General features: G+C 71.2%; 20 protein-coding genes. 13 read left to right on the plus strand and 7 right to left on the minus strand.

Translation table 11 applies throughout. The features are described from left to right. Positions 1-23: 23 nt before the first annotated feature. Both pyrE and H5397_RS00535 read left to right on the plus strand, forming a co-directional pair. Positions 24-566, plus strand: a complete 543-nt coding sequence (gene pyrE / locus H5397_RS00530) for an orotate phosphoribosyltransferase (protein ID WP_182814360.1) — start codon at positions 24-26, stop codon at positions 564-566. 21 nt (positions 567-587) lie between these two features. Beyond that, on the plus strand, positions 588-1,391 hold the full coding sequence (locus tag H5397_RS00535; protein ID WP_182814361.1) for a LemA family protein: 804 nt from the start codon (positions 588-590) through the stop codon (positions 1,389-1,391). Between the two features lie 57 nt (positions 1,392-1,448). Here the strand turns inward: H5397_RS00535 and H5397_RS00540 are convergent, their stop codons facing one another. Together H5397_RS00540 and H5397_RS00545 are read right to left on the minus strand one after the other, a co-directional pair. After that, positions 1,449-3,173 carry an MFS transporter gene (locus H5397_RS00540; RefSeq protein WP_182814362.1) on the minus strand — a complete coding sequence of 575 codons (1,725 nt, stop codon included), beginning with the start codon at positions 3,171-3,173 and terminating at the stop codon, positions 1,449-1,451. A 22-nt stretch (positions 3,174-3,195) separates the two neighbouring features. Beyond that, positions 3,196-3,684: a MarR family winged helix-turn-helix transcriptional regulator gene (locus H5397_RS00545; protein WP_182814363.1), complete on the minus strand. Its 489-nt coding sequence runs from the start codon at positions 3,682-3,684 to the stop codon at positions 3,196-3,198. 68 nt (positions 3,685-3,752) lie between these two features. Between H5397_RS00545 and H5397_RS00550 the strand changes: the two genes are divergently transcribed. Next, positions 3,753-5,906: an MDR family MFS transporter gene (locus H5397_RS00550; protein ID WP_182814364.1), complete on the plus strand. Its 2,154-nt coding sequence runs from the start codon at positions 3,753-3,755 to the stop codon at positions 5,904-5,906. Here the strand turns inward: H5397_RS00550 and H5397_RS00555 are convergent. Then, positions 5,895-6,833: a DUF368 domain-containing protein gene (locus H5397_RS00555; protein ID WP_182814365.1), complete on the minus strand. Its 939-nt coding sequence runs from the start codon at positions 6,831-6,833 to the stop codon at positions 5,895-5,897. The genes H5397_RS00550 and H5397_RS00555 overlap by 12 nt on opposite strands. 75 nt (positions 6,834-6,908) lie before the next feature. On the opposite strand from H5397_RS00555, the gene H5397_RS00560 reads away from it, so the two are divergent. The 4 genes from H5397_RS00560 to fbaA all read left to right on the plus strand — a co-directional run bounded on the left by H5397_RS00560 (position 6,909) and on the right by fbaA (position 9,723). Continuing rightward, positions 6,909-7,547 (plus strand): RNA methyltransferase, encoded by a 639-nt coding sequence (locus H5397_RS00560; protein WP_182814608.1) that lies wholly within the window; start codon positions 6,909-6,911, stop codon positions 7,545-7,547. A 106-nt stretch (positions 7,548-7,653) separates the two neighbouring features. After that, a complete protein-coding gene (locus H5397_RS00565) occupies positions 7,654-7,920 on the plus strand; it encodes a hypothetical protein (protein ID WP_220491865.1) in 267 nt (88 codons plus the stop codon). Between the two features lie 23 nt (positions 7,921-7,943). After that, positions 7,944-8,555: a hypothetical protein gene (locus H5397_RS00570; RefSeq protein WP_182814367.1), complete on the plus strand. Its 612-nt coding sequence runs from the start codon at positions 7,944-7,946 to the stop codon at positions 8,553-8,555. A 145-nt stretch (positions 8,556-8,700) separates the two neighbouring features. Continuing rightward, positions 8,701-9,723, plus strand: a complete 1,023-nt coding sequence (gene fbaA, locus H5397_RS00575) for a class II fructose-bisphosphate aldolase (RefSeq protein WP_182814368.1) — start codon at positions 8,701-8,703, stop codon at positions 9,721-9,723. 103 nt (positions 9,724-9,826) lie between these two features. Here fbaA and H5397_RS00580 read toward each other — a convergent pair whose 3' ends face one another. From H5397_RS00580 to H5397_RS00590, 3 genes are read right to left on the minus strand one after another with little or no spacing between them, the layout of a single operon-like run. After that, the gene (locus H5397_RS00580) at positions 9,827-10,021 is read right to left on the minus strand and encodes a hypothetical protein (RefSeq protein ID WP_182814369.1); all 195 of its coding nucleotides are present in this window, start codon (positions 10,019-10,021) and stop codon (positions 9,827-9,829) included. A gap of 12 nt (positions 10,022-10,033) precedes the next feature. After that, positions 10,034-10,981: a Clp protease N-terminal domain-containing protein gene (locus H5397_RS00585; protein ID WP_182814370.1), complete on the minus strand. Its 948-nt coding sequence runs from the start codon at positions 10,979-10,981 to the stop codon at positions 10,034-10,036. Further along, positions 10,978-11,205, minus strand: a complete 228-nt coding sequence (locus H5397_RS00590; protein ID WP_182814609.1) for a hypothetical protein — start codon at positions 11,203-11,205, stop codon at positions 10,978-10,980. The genes H5397_RS00585 and H5397_RS00590 overlap by 4 nt, the downstream gene beginning before the upstream one ends. Before the next feature lie 136 nt (positions 11,206-11,341). Between H5397_RS00590 and H5397_RS00595 the strand changes: the two genes are divergently transcribed. Beyond that, the gene (locus tag H5397_RS00595) at positions 11,342-11,641 is read left to right on the plus strand and encodes a hypothetical protein (RefSeq protein ID WP_182814371.1); all 300 of its coding nucleotides are present in this window, start codon (positions 11,342-11,344) and stop codon (positions 11,639-11,641) included. On the opposite strand, the gene H5397_RS00600 is transcribed toward H5397_RS00595, so the two are convergent. Next, positions 11,554-11,919 carry an MFS transporter gene (locus tag H5397_RS00600; protein WP_182814372.1) on the minus strand — a complete coding sequence of 122 codons (366 nt, stop codon included), beginning with the start codon at positions 11,917-11,919 and terminating at the stop codon, positions 11,554-11,556. The genes H5397_RS00595 and H5397_RS00600 overlap by 88 nt on opposite strands. A gap of 122 nt (positions 11,920-12,041) precedes the next feature. On the opposite strand from H5397_RS00600, the gene H5397_RS00605 reads away from it, so the two are divergent. From H5397_RS00605 to H5397_RS00625, 5 genes are all read left to right on the plus strand, one after another. After that, positions 12,042-12,497 (plus strand): DUF3151 domain-containing protein, encoded by a 456-nt coding sequence (locus H5397_RS00605; RefSeq protein ID WP_182814373.1) that lies wholly within the window; start codon positions 12,042-12,044, stop codon positions 12,495-12,497. 122 nt (positions 12,498-12,619) lie between these two features. Beyond that, on the plus strand, positions 12,620-13,900 hold the full coding sequence (locus H5397_RS00610) for an adenylosuccinate synthase (protein WP_182814374.1): 1,281 nt from the start codon (positions 12,620-12,622) through the stop codon (positions 13,898-13,900). Then, a complete protein-coding gene (locus tag H5397_RS00615) occupies positions 13,900-14,247 on the plus strand; it encodes a thiol-disulfide oxidoreductase DCC family protein (protein WP_182814375.1) in 348 nt (115 codons plus the stop codon). Before H5397_RS00610 ends, H5397_RS00615 begins: the two co-directional genes overlap by 1 nt. A gap of 270 nt (positions 14,248-14,517) precedes the next feature. After that, complete coding sequence (locus H5397_RS00620; protein ID WP_309224236.1) at positions 14,518-15,531, plus strand: zinc-binding dehydrogenase; 1,014 nt, start codon at positions 14,518-14,520, stop codon at positions 15,529-15,531. A gap of 1 nt (position 15,532) precedes the next feature. Beyond that, positions 15,533-16,924 carry an MFS transporter gene (locus H5397_RS00625; RefSeq protein WP_182814377.1) on the plus strand — a complete coding sequence of 464 codons (1,392 nt, stop codon included), beginning with the start codon at positions 15,533-15,535 and terminating at the stop codon, positions 16,922-16,924. The last annotated feature ends 5 nt before the right edge of the window (positions 16,925-16,929 follow it).

A 16,929-nucleotide genomic window follows, 5' to 3' on the forward strand; every position in this document is an offset into this window, starting at 1 on the left:
GCCCTGCCCCTAGGCTTCGGGGCATGGCCGACCGCGAAGACCTGATCAAGCACATCCTCGACCTCGCCGTGGTGCACGGGAAGGTCACGCTGGCCTCGGGCAAGGAGGCCGACTACTACGTCGACCTGCGCCGGGTCACGCTCGACGGGGCTGCCGCGCCGGTCGTGGGCCGCGTGATGCGCGAGCTGACCGCCGACTGGGACTTCGAGGCCGCCGGCGGGCTCACCCTCGGTGCCGACCCGGTGGCGGTGGCCATGCTGCACGCGGCGGCCGCGGCGGGGGAGCGCGTCGACGCGTTCGTCGTGCGCAAGGAGTCGAAGGCGCACGGGCTGCAGCGCCGCATCGAGGGCACCGAGGTGGCCGGTCGCCGGGTGCTCGTCGTGGAGGACACCTCGACCACCGGTGGGTCGGTCATGCAGGCAGTCGAGGCCGTCCAGGAGGCCGGCGGGATCGTCGCCGGCGTGGTCACGATCGTGGACCGCAACACCGGCGTCCGGGAGAAGATCGAGTCCGCCGGCCTGCCCTATCGCTACGCCGTCGGGTTGGAGGACCTCGGTTTGTCGTGATCGCCCGCTACTCTTTCGGGCATGGAATGGATCGCGATCCCCCTGATCATCGTCCTGCTCGTCGTGGTCGGCGGCATCGCCTGGGCCGTGGGCGCGTACAACGGCTTCGTCAAGCAGCGCAACCTCATCCAGGAGTCGTGGCGCCAGGTCGACGTCGAGCTGAACCGGCGCTACGAGCTGATCCCGAACCTGGTCGAGACCGTGCGTGCCTTCGCGGGCCACGAGCGCAACACGCTCGAGGGCATCGTGCGGCTGCGCCAGCAGGCCCAGCAGCTGTCGTCCGCCGAGCGCGGTGACGCCCCGTCGGCCGAGCGGGCCGCGGTGGAGGAGCAGCTGACCCAGCAGGTCCGTGGCCTGATGGTGCAGGTCGAGGCCTACCCCGAGCTCAAGAGCAACCAGAACTTCCTCGAGCTGCAGCGCCAGCTCGCCGAGACGGAGGACCGGATCGCCGCGGGCCGCCGCTACTACAACGCGAACGTGCGCAACTACAACACGCGCATCGAGTCGGTCCCGACCAACTTCATCGCGAGCTCGTTCAACTTCGAGAAGGCCACCTACTTCGAGGTCAACGACGCCGAGGTGCGTCGCGCCCCCGACGTGAGCTTCGGCGAGATCTCCTACCGTGGCGACGCCCCCGAGCCGCAGCGCCAGGCCGGCCCCGCGTCGGTGGAGGCGTCGAACCCCAACGAGCTACCCAACCCGCAGGCCTACCGCGAGCAGCCGGGCATCGACTTCGGCCAGCAGGCCCAGCCCCAGCAGCAGCCCGCCGAGCCCCCGCAGAGCCAGGACGGCCCGTACGAGCCGCCGTCCTACGGCCGCCAGTGATCGGTCGCTGAACCAAGGCAGAGGCCCCGCCCACCACCAGGTGGGCGGGGCCTCGTGCTACGCCGCGTCGTCGGGAACGGTGGCTGTCGGCGGGGCGGCCGGGTGGTGCGGGCCGCGTCCGACCAGCAGCAGGACGCCCAGGGTGAGGGCGCAGGCGCCCGCGAACAGGATGTACAGGTCGCGGTCCATGCCCTCCAGTCCGTCGGTCATCTCGGCGCGGGCGCGGGTCATGTCGACCAGGCCGGTGTCCATCTCGGCGAGGCCGGAGTCCATCTCGGCCAGGCCCGAGGTCATCTCGCCCTCGCCCTGGTCGAGCTCGCCCAGCGCGCTCCTCAGCCCGTCGATGCCCGACTGCACACCGCCCTGGATCTCGGCGACCCGGGTCGGGGTCTCGTCGGCGAACATGCGCTCGGCGACGAGCTTGCTGCGCTCGGTGATGTTCGTGACGTCGGCGGTGCGCAGGAGGTCGACGAGGTCGTCGGGCAGGTCGCCGCCGCTGGAGGACATCTCCGACAGGTCGATCTCGGTGCGGTCGAGGTAGCTGGTGTCGAAGGCGGGGATCCTGTCGGCCAGTTCGGGGTCGGCCTTCCACTTCTCGAGGGTGGCCTTCAGCTCGGCGGCGTGCGGCAGGGCGGGCGCGGCGACCGTGTCGGGCAGTTGCTCCATGATCCGGTCCTGCATCGTGGTGCCGGCGTTGGCCAGGAAGCCCACCATGAGGGCCGGCGCGAGCGTGGTGCCGATGGCGCGCACCAGGGACAGGGTGCCGAGCGCGGAGCTGGACTCCTCGTCGGGCACGCGCTCGAGCATCATGTAGTTCAGCGGCGAGCCGACGATGAAGCCGAGGCCGAGGCCCAGCCCGATCAGGCCGGTGAGCACCGACGCCATCGACGGCTGCGGGATGGCCCACAGGATGATCACGATCGCGGCCAGCAGCGAGATGCCGGCGCCGAGCCCCAGCACCACGCGGGGTCCGTACTTGTCGGTGAGGCGTCCGGACATGGGCGCGCCGACGCCCGACGCGAGCCCGAGCGCGATGACGAGGTAGCCGCCCGACCCGGCCGGCAACTTGAGCGAGTTCTCCGCGAACTGCGGCACGAACACCACGCCCATGAGGATCACGCCGGACAGCAGCGACAGCACCAGCGTCAGGGCGATCCCGCGGTTGGAGAAGTAGCCCAGGTTCATCACGGGATCGGCCGCCCGCCGCTCGACCAGGACGAACACCGGGATGAGCACGAGGAACAAGGCCAGCCACGGCCAGACCTCCAGGGAGGTGATCGAGGCACCGAGGTCGAAGAAGTCGAGGTTCCGGACCCCCCACAGCAGCGACAGGATCATCGTCACCAGCACCAGCGAGCCCCACACGTCGATGGGGGCGACCTCGTCGGCGCGACGGTTGGGCAGCCACAGGACGCCGGCCACGATGATCGCGATCGAGATGGGCACGTTGATGTAGAAGATCCACTGCCAGTTCTCGGCGCCGGCGATGTCGAGCACCAGCGAGCCCGCCGAGGCGCCGAAGACGTTGGCGATGCCGTACACCGCGCCCACCAGGCCCAGCGCCATGCCGCGCTTCTCGCGGGGGACCGCGGTGCCGATGTCGGCGGTCGCGATGGGGAGGATGCCGCCGGCGCCGATCGCCTGGATGGCGCGCGAGGCGATGAGCATCTCGTAGGAGCCCACGTCCTGGCTGAGCCCGCACAGCAGGGAGCCGACGCCGAACAGGACGATCGACAGCAGGTAGATGGGCTTGCGGCCGTTGCGGTCGGCCAGCTTGCCCATGCACGAAGATTCAATGACTGAATTATTCGCCTGTGCGCAGGCCCTCGTCGAACTCCCGCAGGCCGGCGTTCACGTCCTCGAGGAAGCGCAGGCAGACCTGGAGGTCGGCGTCGGAGTAGTTCGCCATCGCGTCGGCGTGTGCCTGGCCGAGCGGCCCGAAGAACGCGAACGCGACCTCGCGCCCGTGCTCGCCGATGCGCAGCAGCACGCGGCGGCGGTCGGTGGGGTCGGCGTCGCGGAAGACGTGCCCGGAGGCGGCGAGCCGGTCGACGAGGTAGGTGACGGCCCCGGGGGAGATCTGCAGCTGGTCGGCGAGCTGGCGGGCGGTGAGGGGACGCCCCACCCGCTCGGCGCGGTAGATCGCGGTCAGCGCGCGGAAGTCGGTGGTGTGGAGGTGGTGCTGGCCCGCGAACAACGCACCGATCCGGTCGGACGCCAATGCCAGCACCTGCACCTGGGAGACCAACGCCGCCACGAGCTCGTCGTGGGGGGTGGGGTGGGCCTCGGTCATGGGCGCATGCTAGCGCTGACAGGCGGTGACGCAGAAAAGGCGTCTGTCCGCGAAGTAGGGTGCGGAGGGTGACGCAGCCGCCGGACCAGTTCGACTTCTCCAGGATCCGCTGGATCTACTTCGGGCTGATGATCGGCATGTTCACGTCCTCGATCAGCCAGACGATCGTCAGCCCCGCCATCCCGCGCATCATCGCCGACCTCGGCGGCGTCGAGTACTACTCGTGGCTCTCGACCATCGTCATGCTCGTCTCGGCGATCGTCACCCCGATCAGCGGCAAGCTCGCCGACATGTTCGGCCGGCGCCGGTTCTACGTGCTCGGCCTGGTCCTGTTCATGATCGGCTCGGCCCTGTCCGGCCTCGCGACGAGCTTCACCTTCCTGGTCGCGGCCCGCGCGGTCCAGGGCGTCGCGATGGGCATCCTGATGCCGCTGTCGCAGACCATCCTGGGCGACGTGATCCCGCCCCGGCAGCGCGGCAAGTACGCGGGCTACATGGGCGCGCTGATGGGGGCCTCGCAGGTCGCGGGCCCGCTCATCGGCGGTGCGATCACGGACGCCGCGAGCTGGCGTTGGCTGTTCTACGTCAACCTGCCCGTCGGGCTGGTCGCCCTGTTCCTGGTGATCCGGTTCATGAAGGTGCCCGAGATCGACATCCCCCGGACCGTCGACCACGCCGGCATCGCCGCGATGACCGTGGGCGTCACGTCCGCGCTTCTCGGCATCAGCCTCGGCGGGACGCGGGGGTGGGCCGACCCGCTCGTCCTCGGCCTGTTGGCGGTCGGGGCCGTGGTGCTGGTGCTGTTCGTGTTCATCGAGCGTCGCGCGGCCGAGCCGATCGTGCCGATGTACCTGTTCCGCAACTCGATCTTCACCTGGTCGGTGATCGCGTCCTGCTTCATGAACATGGCGCTGATCACGCTGATCATCTACACGCCGGTCTACGCCCAGGGCGTCCTCGGGGTCTCGGCGACCGAGTCCGGCCTGATCCTCATCCCGATGAACGTCGGCCTGTTCCTGATGGGCATCGTGATCGGCCAGCTGACCACCCGCACCGGCCGCTACAAGTCGTTCGCCGTCGTCGGCGTCACGCTCATGGCGATCGCGTCGGTGCTGATGCTGCGCCTGGGCGCCCACTCCACGCCGTGGGAGCTGACGCTGTGGACCACCCTGTTCGGCCTCGGCACGGGCATGTCGTTCCAGATCTACACCCTCGTCGTGCAGAACGCGGTGCAGCGCCGCGACCTCGGCCCCGCCACCTCGTCGCTGCAGTTCTTCCGCAGCGTCGCGAACACGCTCGGCACCGCCGTCGCGGGCACGCTGATGACGACCCAGCTGGTCAACGGGCTGCGCACGAACATGACCCCCGAGGCGCAGGCCCAGATCCCGGCCGGGGGCCTCGACCCCAACGTCGTGCTCGACCCCAACGCGCTGGTGGGCATGCCGGAGGCCGTGGTCGCCGTCCTGCGCGAGTCGCTGGCCGGGGCGATGCACAGCGTCTACCTCGTGCTGCCCGGACTGGCCGTGGTCGTGCTGCTCGCGACCGTGGCGATCCGCGCGATCCCGCTGCGCGACACGCTCGGCCCGACCGAGCCCGGGCAGGCGCTGGAGGCGGCGTCCCGGAGCAACATCGACCCCGGCGTGCTCGCGCTCACGCCCGAGGAGCGCCACGACCGCGCCAAGGAGCGCATGATGGCCGCCCACCTCTCGCTGCTGGCCGCGCAGGTCGAGCGGGGCGACAACCCGATCCTGTGCGCGGCCGTCCAGGAGTTCGGTGAGGGCGACCTGGGCCGCGGACTGCACCTGCTGCGGGCCACCAGCGCCATGCTCCTGGCCGAGGACCCCGACACCATCGACGCGCACGAGGCCTTCGCCGTGGAGCTGTCCGAGCGGGGCAAGCGCCGGGCCATGCTCAGCGACGAGCTGACCGGACGCCTCCACGCCGTGGCCGAACAGGTGGCGCGCCGCGCCATGGCGCAGGACGAGGTGGAGCACGTCACCCGGCCGCGGTCGGCGTCCGTCGAGGGCATCGACACCAGCGCCCTCCAGCGGGCGGTCTGGCTGCTCGACACCGCCCTGGTCGCCGACATCGCCGTGCGGCGCGAGCTCGACTTCGTCCCCGAACTGCCGATCCCGCAGACCCCGGCAGACGACGAACCGGACGCCGAGGCGTCCGGTCGCGAGGAACCCGGGCAGAAACCCGAGGAGGGGTCAGGACGCTGAGTCGATGGCGTCGCGCTCGCCGGAGTAGCGGTCCTCGACCTTGGAGAACAGCCACGAGGCGATGACGCCGAGGATGAGCATGACCGCGCAGAACGCGAGGAAGGCGCCCATGCCCAGGCCCGCCTTCTCGATCGCGTCGGGCGCGAACACGACGGTCGGGAAGATCGCCAGCGACGAGCCGGCGACCATGCCCAGGATGAAGTGGTACATGCCCGCGTAGTGCTTCTCGAAGGCCCAGTTGGCGGCCTTGGCGAACAGCACCACGCACAGCGCCAGCCCGATGAACAGCGGGATGAAGACGGTGGGGTCGAAGTCCTTGATGCCCTCGGCCATCTTGTCGTAGAGGCCGAAGTAGATCAGGAAGTTCGAGGGGCTCATGCCCGGGACGATCACGCCCAGGCCGATCAGGGCGCCGGAGCCGAGCCACACCGGGATGCTCGGCGGCACCTGCAGGTTGAGACCGCCGCCGGCGAGCATGATCGCGAAGATGACCGCGGCCGAAACGGCCAGGATCAGCCAGTGCTTCGCCGCGCGGCCCTTGAGCCCGGCCTGACGCCACAGGCTCGGGAACGTGCCTATGACGAAGCCGATGAACAGGCACACGAACGCGGCCTCGTAGCGGCCGAACGCGGCGGCCACGACGATCGAGAACAGGACGACGCCGATGATGCCGCCGATGCCCACGGGCAGGAAGTACTTCACCTGGCGCCAGAAGTTCCTGAACGGGTTGGCCAGGAACTTGATCAGCGGGTCGTAGATCTTGAAGATCACCGCGAGCACGCCGCCGGACAGGCCGGGGAGGATGAAGCCGATCCCGACCGCGATGCCCTTGAGCAGCCGGACCAGCCACGCGGCGACGCTGTCGGGGGCGTGGAGGTCGGTCGCGTCGGGGGCGTCCGGGCGGACGGGGGTCTCGTCGGTCGTCATGCTTCTCTTCCGGTGGGTGGCGTGGTCCGCCGATCAGGCTACCGTGGGCGCGTGGACGCCTCCGAACCGGTTGCCGTGGACGACGAGCCGACCGACCCCACCGCGCCGTCGGTCGGGGTCGGGCCGCACCCGCAGCCCTGGCCGGACGACCCGCGGCTCGACCCCGAACTGCTCGCCGCCGGCGACCGCCGCAACGTGCTCGACGAGTACCGCTACTGGCGCCTCGAGGCGATCGTGGCCGACCTCGACACCCGGCGCGCGCCCATGCACGTGGCGATCCAGAACTGGGAGCACGACTTCAACATCGGTTCGGTCGTGCGGACCGCCAACGCCTTCAATGTGGCCGGGGTGCACATCCTCGGACGCCGGCGCTGGAACCGGCGCGGGGCGATGGTCACCGACCGCTACCTGCACGTGCACCACCACGCGAGCGTGGAGGAGTTCGTGGCCTGGGCCGAGACGGCCGGAGTGGCGCTGGTGGGCGTCGACAACCTGCCCGGGTCGGTGCCCTTGGAGACCGCCGAACTCCCGGAGGCGTGCTGCCTGGTCTTCGGGTCGGAGGGCCCCGGGCTGACCGACGAGGTCGTCGCGGCCTGCGACCGGCTCGTGGCGATCACCCAGCACGGCTCCACCCGCTCGCTCAACGCCGGTGCCGCAGCCGCGATCGCCATGTACCACTGGTCGCTGCAGCACGCGAGAGCCCTCGACGCGTGAAACCCAAGCCCTCGACGTAGGAAACTCAAGCCCTCGGCGTAGGGGGCTCCGCCCCACGCAGGCCGCCGCGATCCTCGACCGGCGCGCGCTGCACGTCGGGCTGGACATGCTCGGCATGCCGGTGTCCGCGATCGACGCCGCCCGTCGGCGCGCGATCATGCGCCCGCTGGTGGCCGTCGTCGTCATGTCGGCCGGCCCCGCCCTGATGCTGGTGCTGCCGCTGGCCGGCGCGACCCAGACGTTCGACCCGGTGTCCCTGGGCACGACGCTCGCGGTGCTGGCGGTCGGGGTCGGGACGGTGGCGTCGAGCCTGCTCGTCACCCGCCGCACGCTGCGCGGCGTCGTGGCCGAGGGGGTCGCCCGGGCCGAGTGACGCCCTTCAGTAGCATGGAGCGCATGAGCCAGCAGCCTGCACCCCCACCCGGAGTGCAGGCTGTCGGCGTCCCAGGCGCCGGCGGCGCCCCCGCCCAGGGCTGGTCCCGTCCACCGCGCGAGGCGCTCGACTTCCCGGTGTTCTTCGACCCCGAGCCGGCGGTCGCCCGCTACCAGCAGTTCCGCAGCGCCATCAAGGGCCGCATCTTCGGGATCGTGCTGTCCCTGGTCATCTGGGGCGTCATCGGCTGGTTCAACCGCGACAACCTCGACACCATGTTCTGGACGATCTTCGGCATCAGCCTCGCCGTCTCCATCGCGCTGCTGGTGCGCACCATCGTGCAGTCGGTGCTCGCGAAGCGGGCGATCGGCCGCCTCCACGAGGGCCTGGCCCTCGGCATCGGCCGCGGCGGGCTCTACCTCGACGACTACCTGGCCTGGGAGGACGTCGACCACCTCGTCGCCGTCCCCGGCGGGTCGCGCGGATCGGGGCGCCTCGTCGTGGTCGCGACCAACGGCGCCTGGCGAGAGGTGCCCGTCGATTGGCTCAGCCACACCCCGTCCGCGGTCGACAACGCCGTGCGTGCGCTGTCGGGCGACCGGCACCACGTCGACCTGCGGCCGCTCGACAACTGACCCGGCCGGCTGTCGCGGAAGCAGGGTGTCCAGCACCTGAACCTCCGCGTCCGCGAGGTGGCCAGAGTCCCCGTGGGGGGAGCGTCCGCGGCGGATATGCGGTTGAATGGTGGTGTTCGAGGAAGCACCCACCAAGGAGTGACAGATGCCCATTGCAACGCCCGACGTGTACGCCGAGATGATCGACCGTGCGAAGTCGAAGGGCTTCGCCTACCCGGCCATCAACGTGACCTCGTCGCAGACCCTGAATGCGGCCCTCAAGGGCTTCGCGGACGCCGGTAGCGACGGCATCATCCAGTTCTCGACGGGTGGGGCCGAGTACGGCTCCGGCCAAGGCGTCAAGGACATGGTGACCGGCGCCGTCGCGCTCGCCGAGTTCGCGCACGTGGTCGCCGCCAAGTACCCGATCAACGTGGCCATCCACACCGACCACTGCCCCAAGGACAAGCTGGACACCTACGTCCGCCCGCTGCTGGAGATCTCCCGCCAGCGCGTGGCGAACGGCCAGGACCCGCTGTTCCAGTCCCACATGTGGGACGGCTCCGCCGTGCCGATGGAGGAGAACCTCCAGATCGCCGAGGAACTGCTGGCGCTGACCCAGTACAACAAGCAGATCCTCGAGGTCGAGATCGGTGTCGTCGGTGGCGAGGAGGACGGCGTCGCCAATGAGATCAACGAGAAGCTCTACACCACCCCCGAGGACGGCCTCCGCACCGCCGAGGCCCTCGGCCTGGGCGAGAAGGGCCGCTACATGGCCGCCTTCACCTTCGGCAACGTGCACGGCGTGTACAAGCCGGGTGCGGTCAAGCTGCGCCCCGAGGTCCTCAAGGACATCCAGGACGCCGTGGCCGCCAAGTACGGCAAGGACAAGCCGTTCGACCTCGTCTTCCACGGTGGCTCGGGCTCCTCGGAGCAGGACATCGCTGACGCGGTGTCCTACGGCGTCATCAAGATGAACGTCGACACCGACACCCAGTACGCGTTCACCCGCCCGGTGGCCGGCTGGATGCTCGCCAACTACGCCGGCGTCCTGAAGATCGACGGCGACGTCGGCAACAAGAAGCAGTACGACCCCCGCGCCTGGGGCAAGGAGGCCGAGAACGCGATGTCCGCGCGCATCGTCCAGGCCTGCCAGGACCTCGGCTCGGTCGGGACCTCCGGCAAGTGAGCCAGTCGGCCTGACGACCACGGACGCCGCGGGTGCAGCTCAGCTGCCCCGCGGCGTCCGCGCGTCCGGGGCCGGTTGGTGCGGGAGGGACCGGGTGGGGCGGTCAGCGGCGGGCGAGCTCGGCGACGACCTCGGCCGCGATGGTGCCGTCGAGGTTGCGGGGCGTCCAGCCCTCGGAGCGGACCCACTCCGAACGGCAGCCCGCGCACGCGAAGACGAGGTACTCGTCGCGCGTCTCGCCGGTGGGTGCCCAGTCGCACTTCGAGAGGCAGGGTTCCTGGCGCAGCGGTCGTGGCATGGGTCGATCCTCTCAGCTGGGCTGCCGGTCCGCGATCCCGAACGTGATGGCCTGCATGGTGTGCAGCAGGCCCCACGACCCGAACAGGTCGTACACGGGGGCGAGCACCCGGCCGACCAGGCCGAACGTGCGGCGTCCGGCGATGCGGGTCACCTCGGACCCTCCGGGCGCCGGGCGCACCTCGAACCGGTCGTAGGTGAGCGTCTCGCCCGCGTACTTGGTGTCCTCGGCCGTGTGCACCCAGGTCACGACCTTGGCGTCCGCCTCGGTGGTCCGGGTGCAGGAGAGCCGCACGGTCAGGGACCTGCCGCCCTTCTCGATCCGGTTGCGCAGGCCGCCCTCGGAGACCTGGGACTTCACCGGGTCGAAGGCCCACAGCGCCAGCAGGGCCGGGTCGGCGAGCGCGGCCACCACGTCCGCCGGCGGCGCGGACACGTAGCGGCGCACGCGCTGCCCGCGGTTGGGCGGGGGCAGCAGGGTGTCGTCGGCCGGGACCGCCTCGGGCGCGTACGGGTCGTCGGCGCCCTCCTTGAGCTCGGGCACGAGGTCCTGCGGCACGACGCCGTCGGCGTGGACGAGCCGCCGCACGATGCCTGACGGTTCCTGCAGCAGGGCGACCAGGGCGGCGTAGGTGTCGGTGAGCGTCACCGACTTGAGCAGGGCGTCGGCCCGGGCGGTGGCGTGCCAGGCGGGGTCGCCCATCTGCATGAAGTGGATGGGGGAGGGCAGGTCGGCGACGTCGATGCCGAGGGTGGCGAGGTCCTCGGTCAGGGCGTCCCGCACCCGGCCGCGGGCCGAGGCGAGCGTGATCCCGTGGCGGCCGAGCAGGGCGGCGGCGGCCCCGCCGACGGCGATGAGCCCGAGGTACAGGTGCTCGACGTCGACCTCGGCCGCGCGGACGCGGGCGGCCTCGCGCCAGGCGGCGGTCGTCCAGAGGGCGGAGAGCTGGGTGCGGCTCATCGGGGGTTCCTTTCGCGGAGGTCGGGGGCGATGCGGCGGGCGTGCTTCTTGTGGACGGCCTGGCGGGTGACGCCGAGCGCCTGCGCGATCTCGGGCCACGCGTGGCCCTGGCGCAGCGCGGCCTCCACCTGCAGGTGCTCGAGCTGGTCGGCCAGGCGGCGGAGCGCGGAGACCGCGGCCAGCGCGCGCAGCGGGTCGCTGGTGTCGGACGCCGTGCGGGCCACCCGGTCGGGTCCCGGCTGGGGGGCCGGCCGGGCGTCCGGCTCGGGAGCGGGCGTGGGGGTCATGATGGTCAACCTAGGTTGACGCGCGGGCGCTTGTCAACCTGGGTTGCTCGTGCGCGGCCTGTAGCGTGGGGACATGCGCTTCGGACCCGCAGAGATCGCGATCCTCGTCCTGATCCTCGGCTTCCTGCTGTTGCTCGTGATCAGCAGGCGGCAGACCCGCCCTGCCTCCGAGGTGCTGGAGCAGATCTTCGACGAGCCCGCCACCCCCATCCCCGGCCGCAAGGCGCGGGTGTGGGCGCTCGGGGTGCTGAACGAGGCCGGTGTCGACGCCGAGGCGGACCCGGTCTACGCCATGAAGGTGCTGCGCCAGGCCGAGCCGCGGCTCAACCTGATCGCTGCGAAGGTGCTCGTCGACACCATCACCCGGTACTGACGCCGTCCTTCAGCCCCGCGCCGGATGCCGCCCAGCGCCGTGCCGCCGATGTAGAGCCCCGTCGCCGCGGACGCCCACGTCGGGGCGACCTCCTCCCGCAGGTAGGCGGCGGCCACCGCCGGGAGGCCGGCGACCGCGAACCCCAGCACCGCGCGCAGCGCCAGCAGCAGTCCCCACGACGGCGCGACCGCCGTCCCGATCGCGACCAGGGCGGCCACGAGCAGGGTGGCGCGCATGAGGGTGAGGCGACCCACGGCGTCCGAGAGGGGGCCGAACACCAGCAGGGCCCGGCGAGGAACAGCGCCACCGTGATGCGCCGGTACTCGGGGTCGCCGGGACGCCAACCCGCCGACCCGTCCGAAGCCATGGAAACCATCTTGCCCCCACTAGGCTGACGCCCATGTCGAGTGACGCGCGCACCCTCCTGTTGGCCGCCCCCGTCGGGCGCACCGAGCTCCCGGCCGACGAGGCCCTCGACGACATCGTGAACCTCGGCGACGGCTCGTTCCTCGACGTCGTCGCGCGCCACCCCGCCTCGTCGCTGGGCTGGGCGCTGCTCGCGGAGGGGTCGCTGAGCGCGCACACGACCCAGGGCGACCTGTCGGCGTACGCCTTCGCGCGCACCGGCTACCACCGCGGGCTGGACGCCCTCCGTCGCGCCGGTTGGCGGGGCAGGGGGCCGATCCCGTGGGGGCACGAGCCGAACCAGGGCTTCCTGCGCGCGCTCTGGGCGCTGGCCTGCGCGGCGCGGCGGATCGGCGAGCAGGCCGAGTACGAGCGCTGCGTGCTGTTCCTGCTCGAGGCGTCGGAGGAGGCCTACGTCGAGCTGGCCCGCACCCGTCCGCTGACCCTGTGAGCGCGGCGGCCGGGGTCCGCCGTGCGGGACCCACGGCGTCCGAACATCGTTTCGGATAGGCTGACCCGGTAAGAGCCCGGCAAGCCTTGCCCGGGCTTTCGCTTTGCAAGAAGGGGCAACGCATGCCTGGGATCGTCGTGATCGGCACGCAGTGGGGTGACGAGGGCAAGGGGAAGGCGACCGACCAGCTGGGCGACCAGGTCGACTACACGGTCCGCTACTCCGGCGGCAACAACGCCGGCCACACCCTCGTCGTCAACGGCGAGAAGTACGCGCTGCACCTGCTGCCCAGCGGCATCCTGAACCCCGGCGTCCCGGTGATCGGCAACGGCGTCGTCGTCGACCTCGAGGTGCTGTTCAGCGAGATCGACGCCCTGAACGCCCGCGGCGTCGACACCTCGCGGCTCATCATCAGCGCGAACGCGCACATCATCACGCCGTACCACAAGGTGCTCGACAAGGTCACCGAGCGGTTCCTCGGCAAGCGCAAGATCGGCACCACCGGCCGCGGCGTCGGCCCGGCGTACGCCGACAAGATCAACCGCGTGGGCATCCGTATCCAGGACCTCCTGGACGAGGAACTGCTGCGCGACAAGGTCGAGGCCTCGCTGAAGCAGAAGAACCAGCTGCTGGTGAAGGTCTACAACCAGATGGCGGTGGACGCCGACGAGGTGGCCGACCACCTGCTCTCCTTCGCCGACCGCATCCGCCCGATGGTGCGCGACGTCGCGCGCGAGCTCAACGACGCCCTGGAGGCCGACAAGCTCGTCGTGTTCGAGGGCGCCCAGGCGCATCACCTCGACGTCGACCACGGCACCTACCCCTACGTCACGAGCTCCAACCCGATCGCGGCCGGCGCCTGCACCGGGTCCGGCGTGGGCCCGAACAAGCTCGACCGCATCATCGGCATCGCCAAGGCGTACACGACGCGCGTGGGCGAGGGCCCGTTCCCGACCGAACTCCACGACGAGGATGGCGAACGCCTCCGCCAGGCCGGCGGCGAGTTCGGCACGACGACCGGACGCCCCCGCCGCTGCGGCTGGTTCGACCCGCTGGTGGTCGAGGCTGCCTGCACGTACAACGGTGTCACCGACGTGTTCCTCACCAAGCTGGACATCCTCACCGGCTGGGAGAAGATCCCGGTCTGCGTGGCCTACGAGGTCGACGGGCGCCGGCTCGAGCACTACCCGGTGCTGATGAACGACCTCGTCAAGGCCGAGCCGATCTATGAGTACCTCGACGGCTGGACCGAGGACATCTCCGGGTGCCGCACCTTCGACGAGCTGCCCGCCACGTGCCAGGCGTACGTGAAGCGCCTCGAGGAGCTGATCCGCTGCCGCATCTCCGGCATCGGCGTCGGCCCGGGCCGCGAGCAGGCGGTCATGATCCACGACCTGGTCTGATGCACCTCCTCTACGACGCCGACTGCGGGTTCTGCTCGCGGTCGGCGTCGTGGCTTGTCGCGTGGGGCGTCCCGGGGGTGCGGTCGATGCAGTCGGTCGACCTGCCGGCCCTCGGGTTGGACGCCGCGCGCGCCGGTCGCGAGATCCCGGCCGTGCTGCCCGACGGACGCGTCGTCTACGGGGCGCGGGCGATCGGGGAGGCGCTGCGGTTCGGACCGCTCTGGTTGCGGGTGGCCGGCTGGCTGGTGCGTGGGCCTCTGGCGTGGCCCGCCGCGCTGGTCTACCGGGTCGTCGCCCGCTTCCGGCACCGGCTGCCCGGCGGCACGGGGGAGTGCCGGCTGGGCTGATCGACGCGTCATACTCGGGCCCGATTTGGGTCAGGGGGTTCGCCTGAACCTTTGCCGAATGTCGGGCCGGAACCATCAAAGATCCGAGGTCCGATTTGACGGTTCCAGGCGTTCCAACGTCAAGAGTTCGAGGAGACACCATCCCTTCGGCGTCGCCGGGCCCCTGAACGCGTGCCCTCGTGGCCGCATGGCGGGCCGAGTTCGAGGCGTGGCACTAGGGTGGACGCACCGACGAGGGAGGGCAGCATGCGCGCGGTCAGGCTCCACGGGGTGGGCGATCTGAGGATCACCGACGACCCCATGCCCCAGGAGATCGAGGGCTACACCCGGGTGCGGATCGGCGCGGTCGGCCTGTGCGGGTCCGACCTGCACTGGTTCTCCGAAGGGGGCATCGGTGACGTGCGCATCGAGCACCCGAGCATCCCCGGCCACGAGCAGGGCGGCGTCGCGCTCGACGGCCCGTACGCCGGCCGCGTGGTCGCGATCGACCCTGCCCTGCCCTGCCGCCAGTGCGCGCGCTGCCTCGAGGGCAACACCAACCTCTGCCCACGGATCGCCTTCTCCGGCAACGCCGGCCTCGACGGCGGCCTGTGCGAGGTGATGAGCTGGCCGACGCACGCGGTCGTCCCGCTGCCCGACGGCATGACCGCCGAGGACGCCGCGATGCTCGAGCCGCTCGGGGTCGCGGTCCACGCGTGGGACCTCGGCCACGTGAAGCTCGGCGACCGCGTCGCCGTGTTGGGCGCCGGGCCGATCGGGCTCTTCCTGGTCCAGCTGGCCGCGCGCAGCCTCACCGCCGAGGTCGTCGCCGTCGAGCCCCTCGAGCACCGCCGGGACGCCGCCGTCCGCCTGGGTGCCGATGCCGCGTTCGCGCCCGGTGAGGTCGCGGTCGCCGACTTCGACGTCGTGTTCGAGGCCTGCGGCCTGCCGGACGCCGTGGCCGAGACCGCCGTGCTCGCCCGGCCGGGCGGGCGCCTGGTCATCGCCGGCATCCCCGAGGAGGACGAGTACGCGTTCCCGGCGTCCGCGGTGCGGCGCAAGGGCCTCACCATCGCGGTCGTGCGCCGGATGAAGGACGTCTACCCGCGCGCCATCGCGCTGGTCGAACGCGGGCAGGTCGACGTGCGGGCCGTGGTCAGCCACCGCTTCGACCTCGCCGACTCGACCGAGGCGTTCACCTTCGCCGCCGGGCGGGGCGGGCTCAAGGTGCTGATCACCTCAGGTGACGCCGCGGCGCACCCCGACCCCTCCCGCGGAGTCCGCGTCGGCGGGGACCCCACCTGACATGGCGGTGGCGGGGGAGATCACGGTCCGCGAGCGCATCCAGTTCGCGTCGGGTGACTTCTTCGTGGGCGGCGGGGCGTCCCTGCTCAGCGTGCTCTACCTGATCTTCCTCACCGACGTCGTCAAGCTCGCGCCCGGGCTGGCCGGCACCGCCGTGCTCGTCGCCAAGCTGTGGGACGCCGTCAACGACCCGCTGACCGGGTCCATCTCCGACCGGGTGCGCACCCGCTGGGGCCGGCGGCGTCCGTTCATCTTCGTGGGCGCGCTGCTGCTGGTGCCGGTGATGGCGCTGTTCTGGCTGCCGGACCCGCCTCCCGCCTCCCAAGTTGGGTTGGCCGTCTGGGCCGCGCTGACCTACATCGCCTACAACACCGTGCAGACGGTCGTGTCGGTGCCGTACTCGAGCCTGTCCACCGAGGTGAGCGCCGACTTCGACCAGCGCAACAAGGTGAACGTGTTGCGGCTGCTGTTCTCGAGGGTCGCCAGCGCCGGCACCACGCTGCTGGCCGCACGGCTGTTCGAGGACTACCGCCACGGACGCCTCGAGCTCGGCGAGCTCTACCTCGTCATCGTGCTCGGCTTCGGCGGCGTGTTCGCGCTGATCATGCTCGGGGTGGCCCTGTTCACCCGCGAACGCGTGCCCGCGCCGGCCCGGGTCGAGCCGTTCACGCTGGCGGGCTTTCTCGCGCCGCTGCGGCTGAGCCCGTACCGGCGGCTGCTGGGCATGTACCTGTGCCAGGCCCTCGCCTTCGACGTGATCACCGCGACCGTCATGTACTACACGCTCTACGTGGTCACCGGGGTCAGCTCGCAGGTGCTGCTGGGCATCTTCATCGCCGTCAACGTGCTGGCGTTCCCGGTGGTCAACGTGCTGGTCGGCCGCGTCGACAAGCACCGGATCTACCGCACCCTGCTGCCGATCGCCGTAGCGATGGTGTTCGTGGTGGCGCTGTTCCCGCGCGGCGCGAACCCGGTCCTGCTGTACGCGGCGACCGTCGTGATGGCGGTCGGGTTCGTGGGCGCGCAGCTGATGAGCTGGGTGATGTTCCCCGACGTGCTGGACGCCGCCGAGCTCGCCACCGGGCAGCGCAACGCGGGCGGCTTCACCGGCCTGATGACGTTCATCCGCGGCCTGGCGACGGCGCTGACGATCCAGCTCGTCGCGCTCGTGCTGCAGCTCACCGGCTACCGGGCGCCCGTCGGCACCGAGGTGGTCGCGCAGCCCGAGGCGGTTCAGTGGGGGATCCGGCTCACGCTGCTGGTCGCGGTCGCCGTGCTGCTGTCCCTGGGCTGGTGGATCGCGCGCCGCTATCCGCTCACGCTGGCCCGCTGTCGCGCGATGCAGGACGAACTGGCCGCCCGCCGCGGGGGTGCGCCCGCGTCGGTAGGCTGACGGCC

This window comes from Propioniciclava sp. MC1683 (assembly GCF_014164675.1).
Classification (GTDB): domain Bacteria; phylum Actinomycetota; class Actinomycetes; order Propionibacteriales; family Propionibacteriaceae; genus Propioniciclava.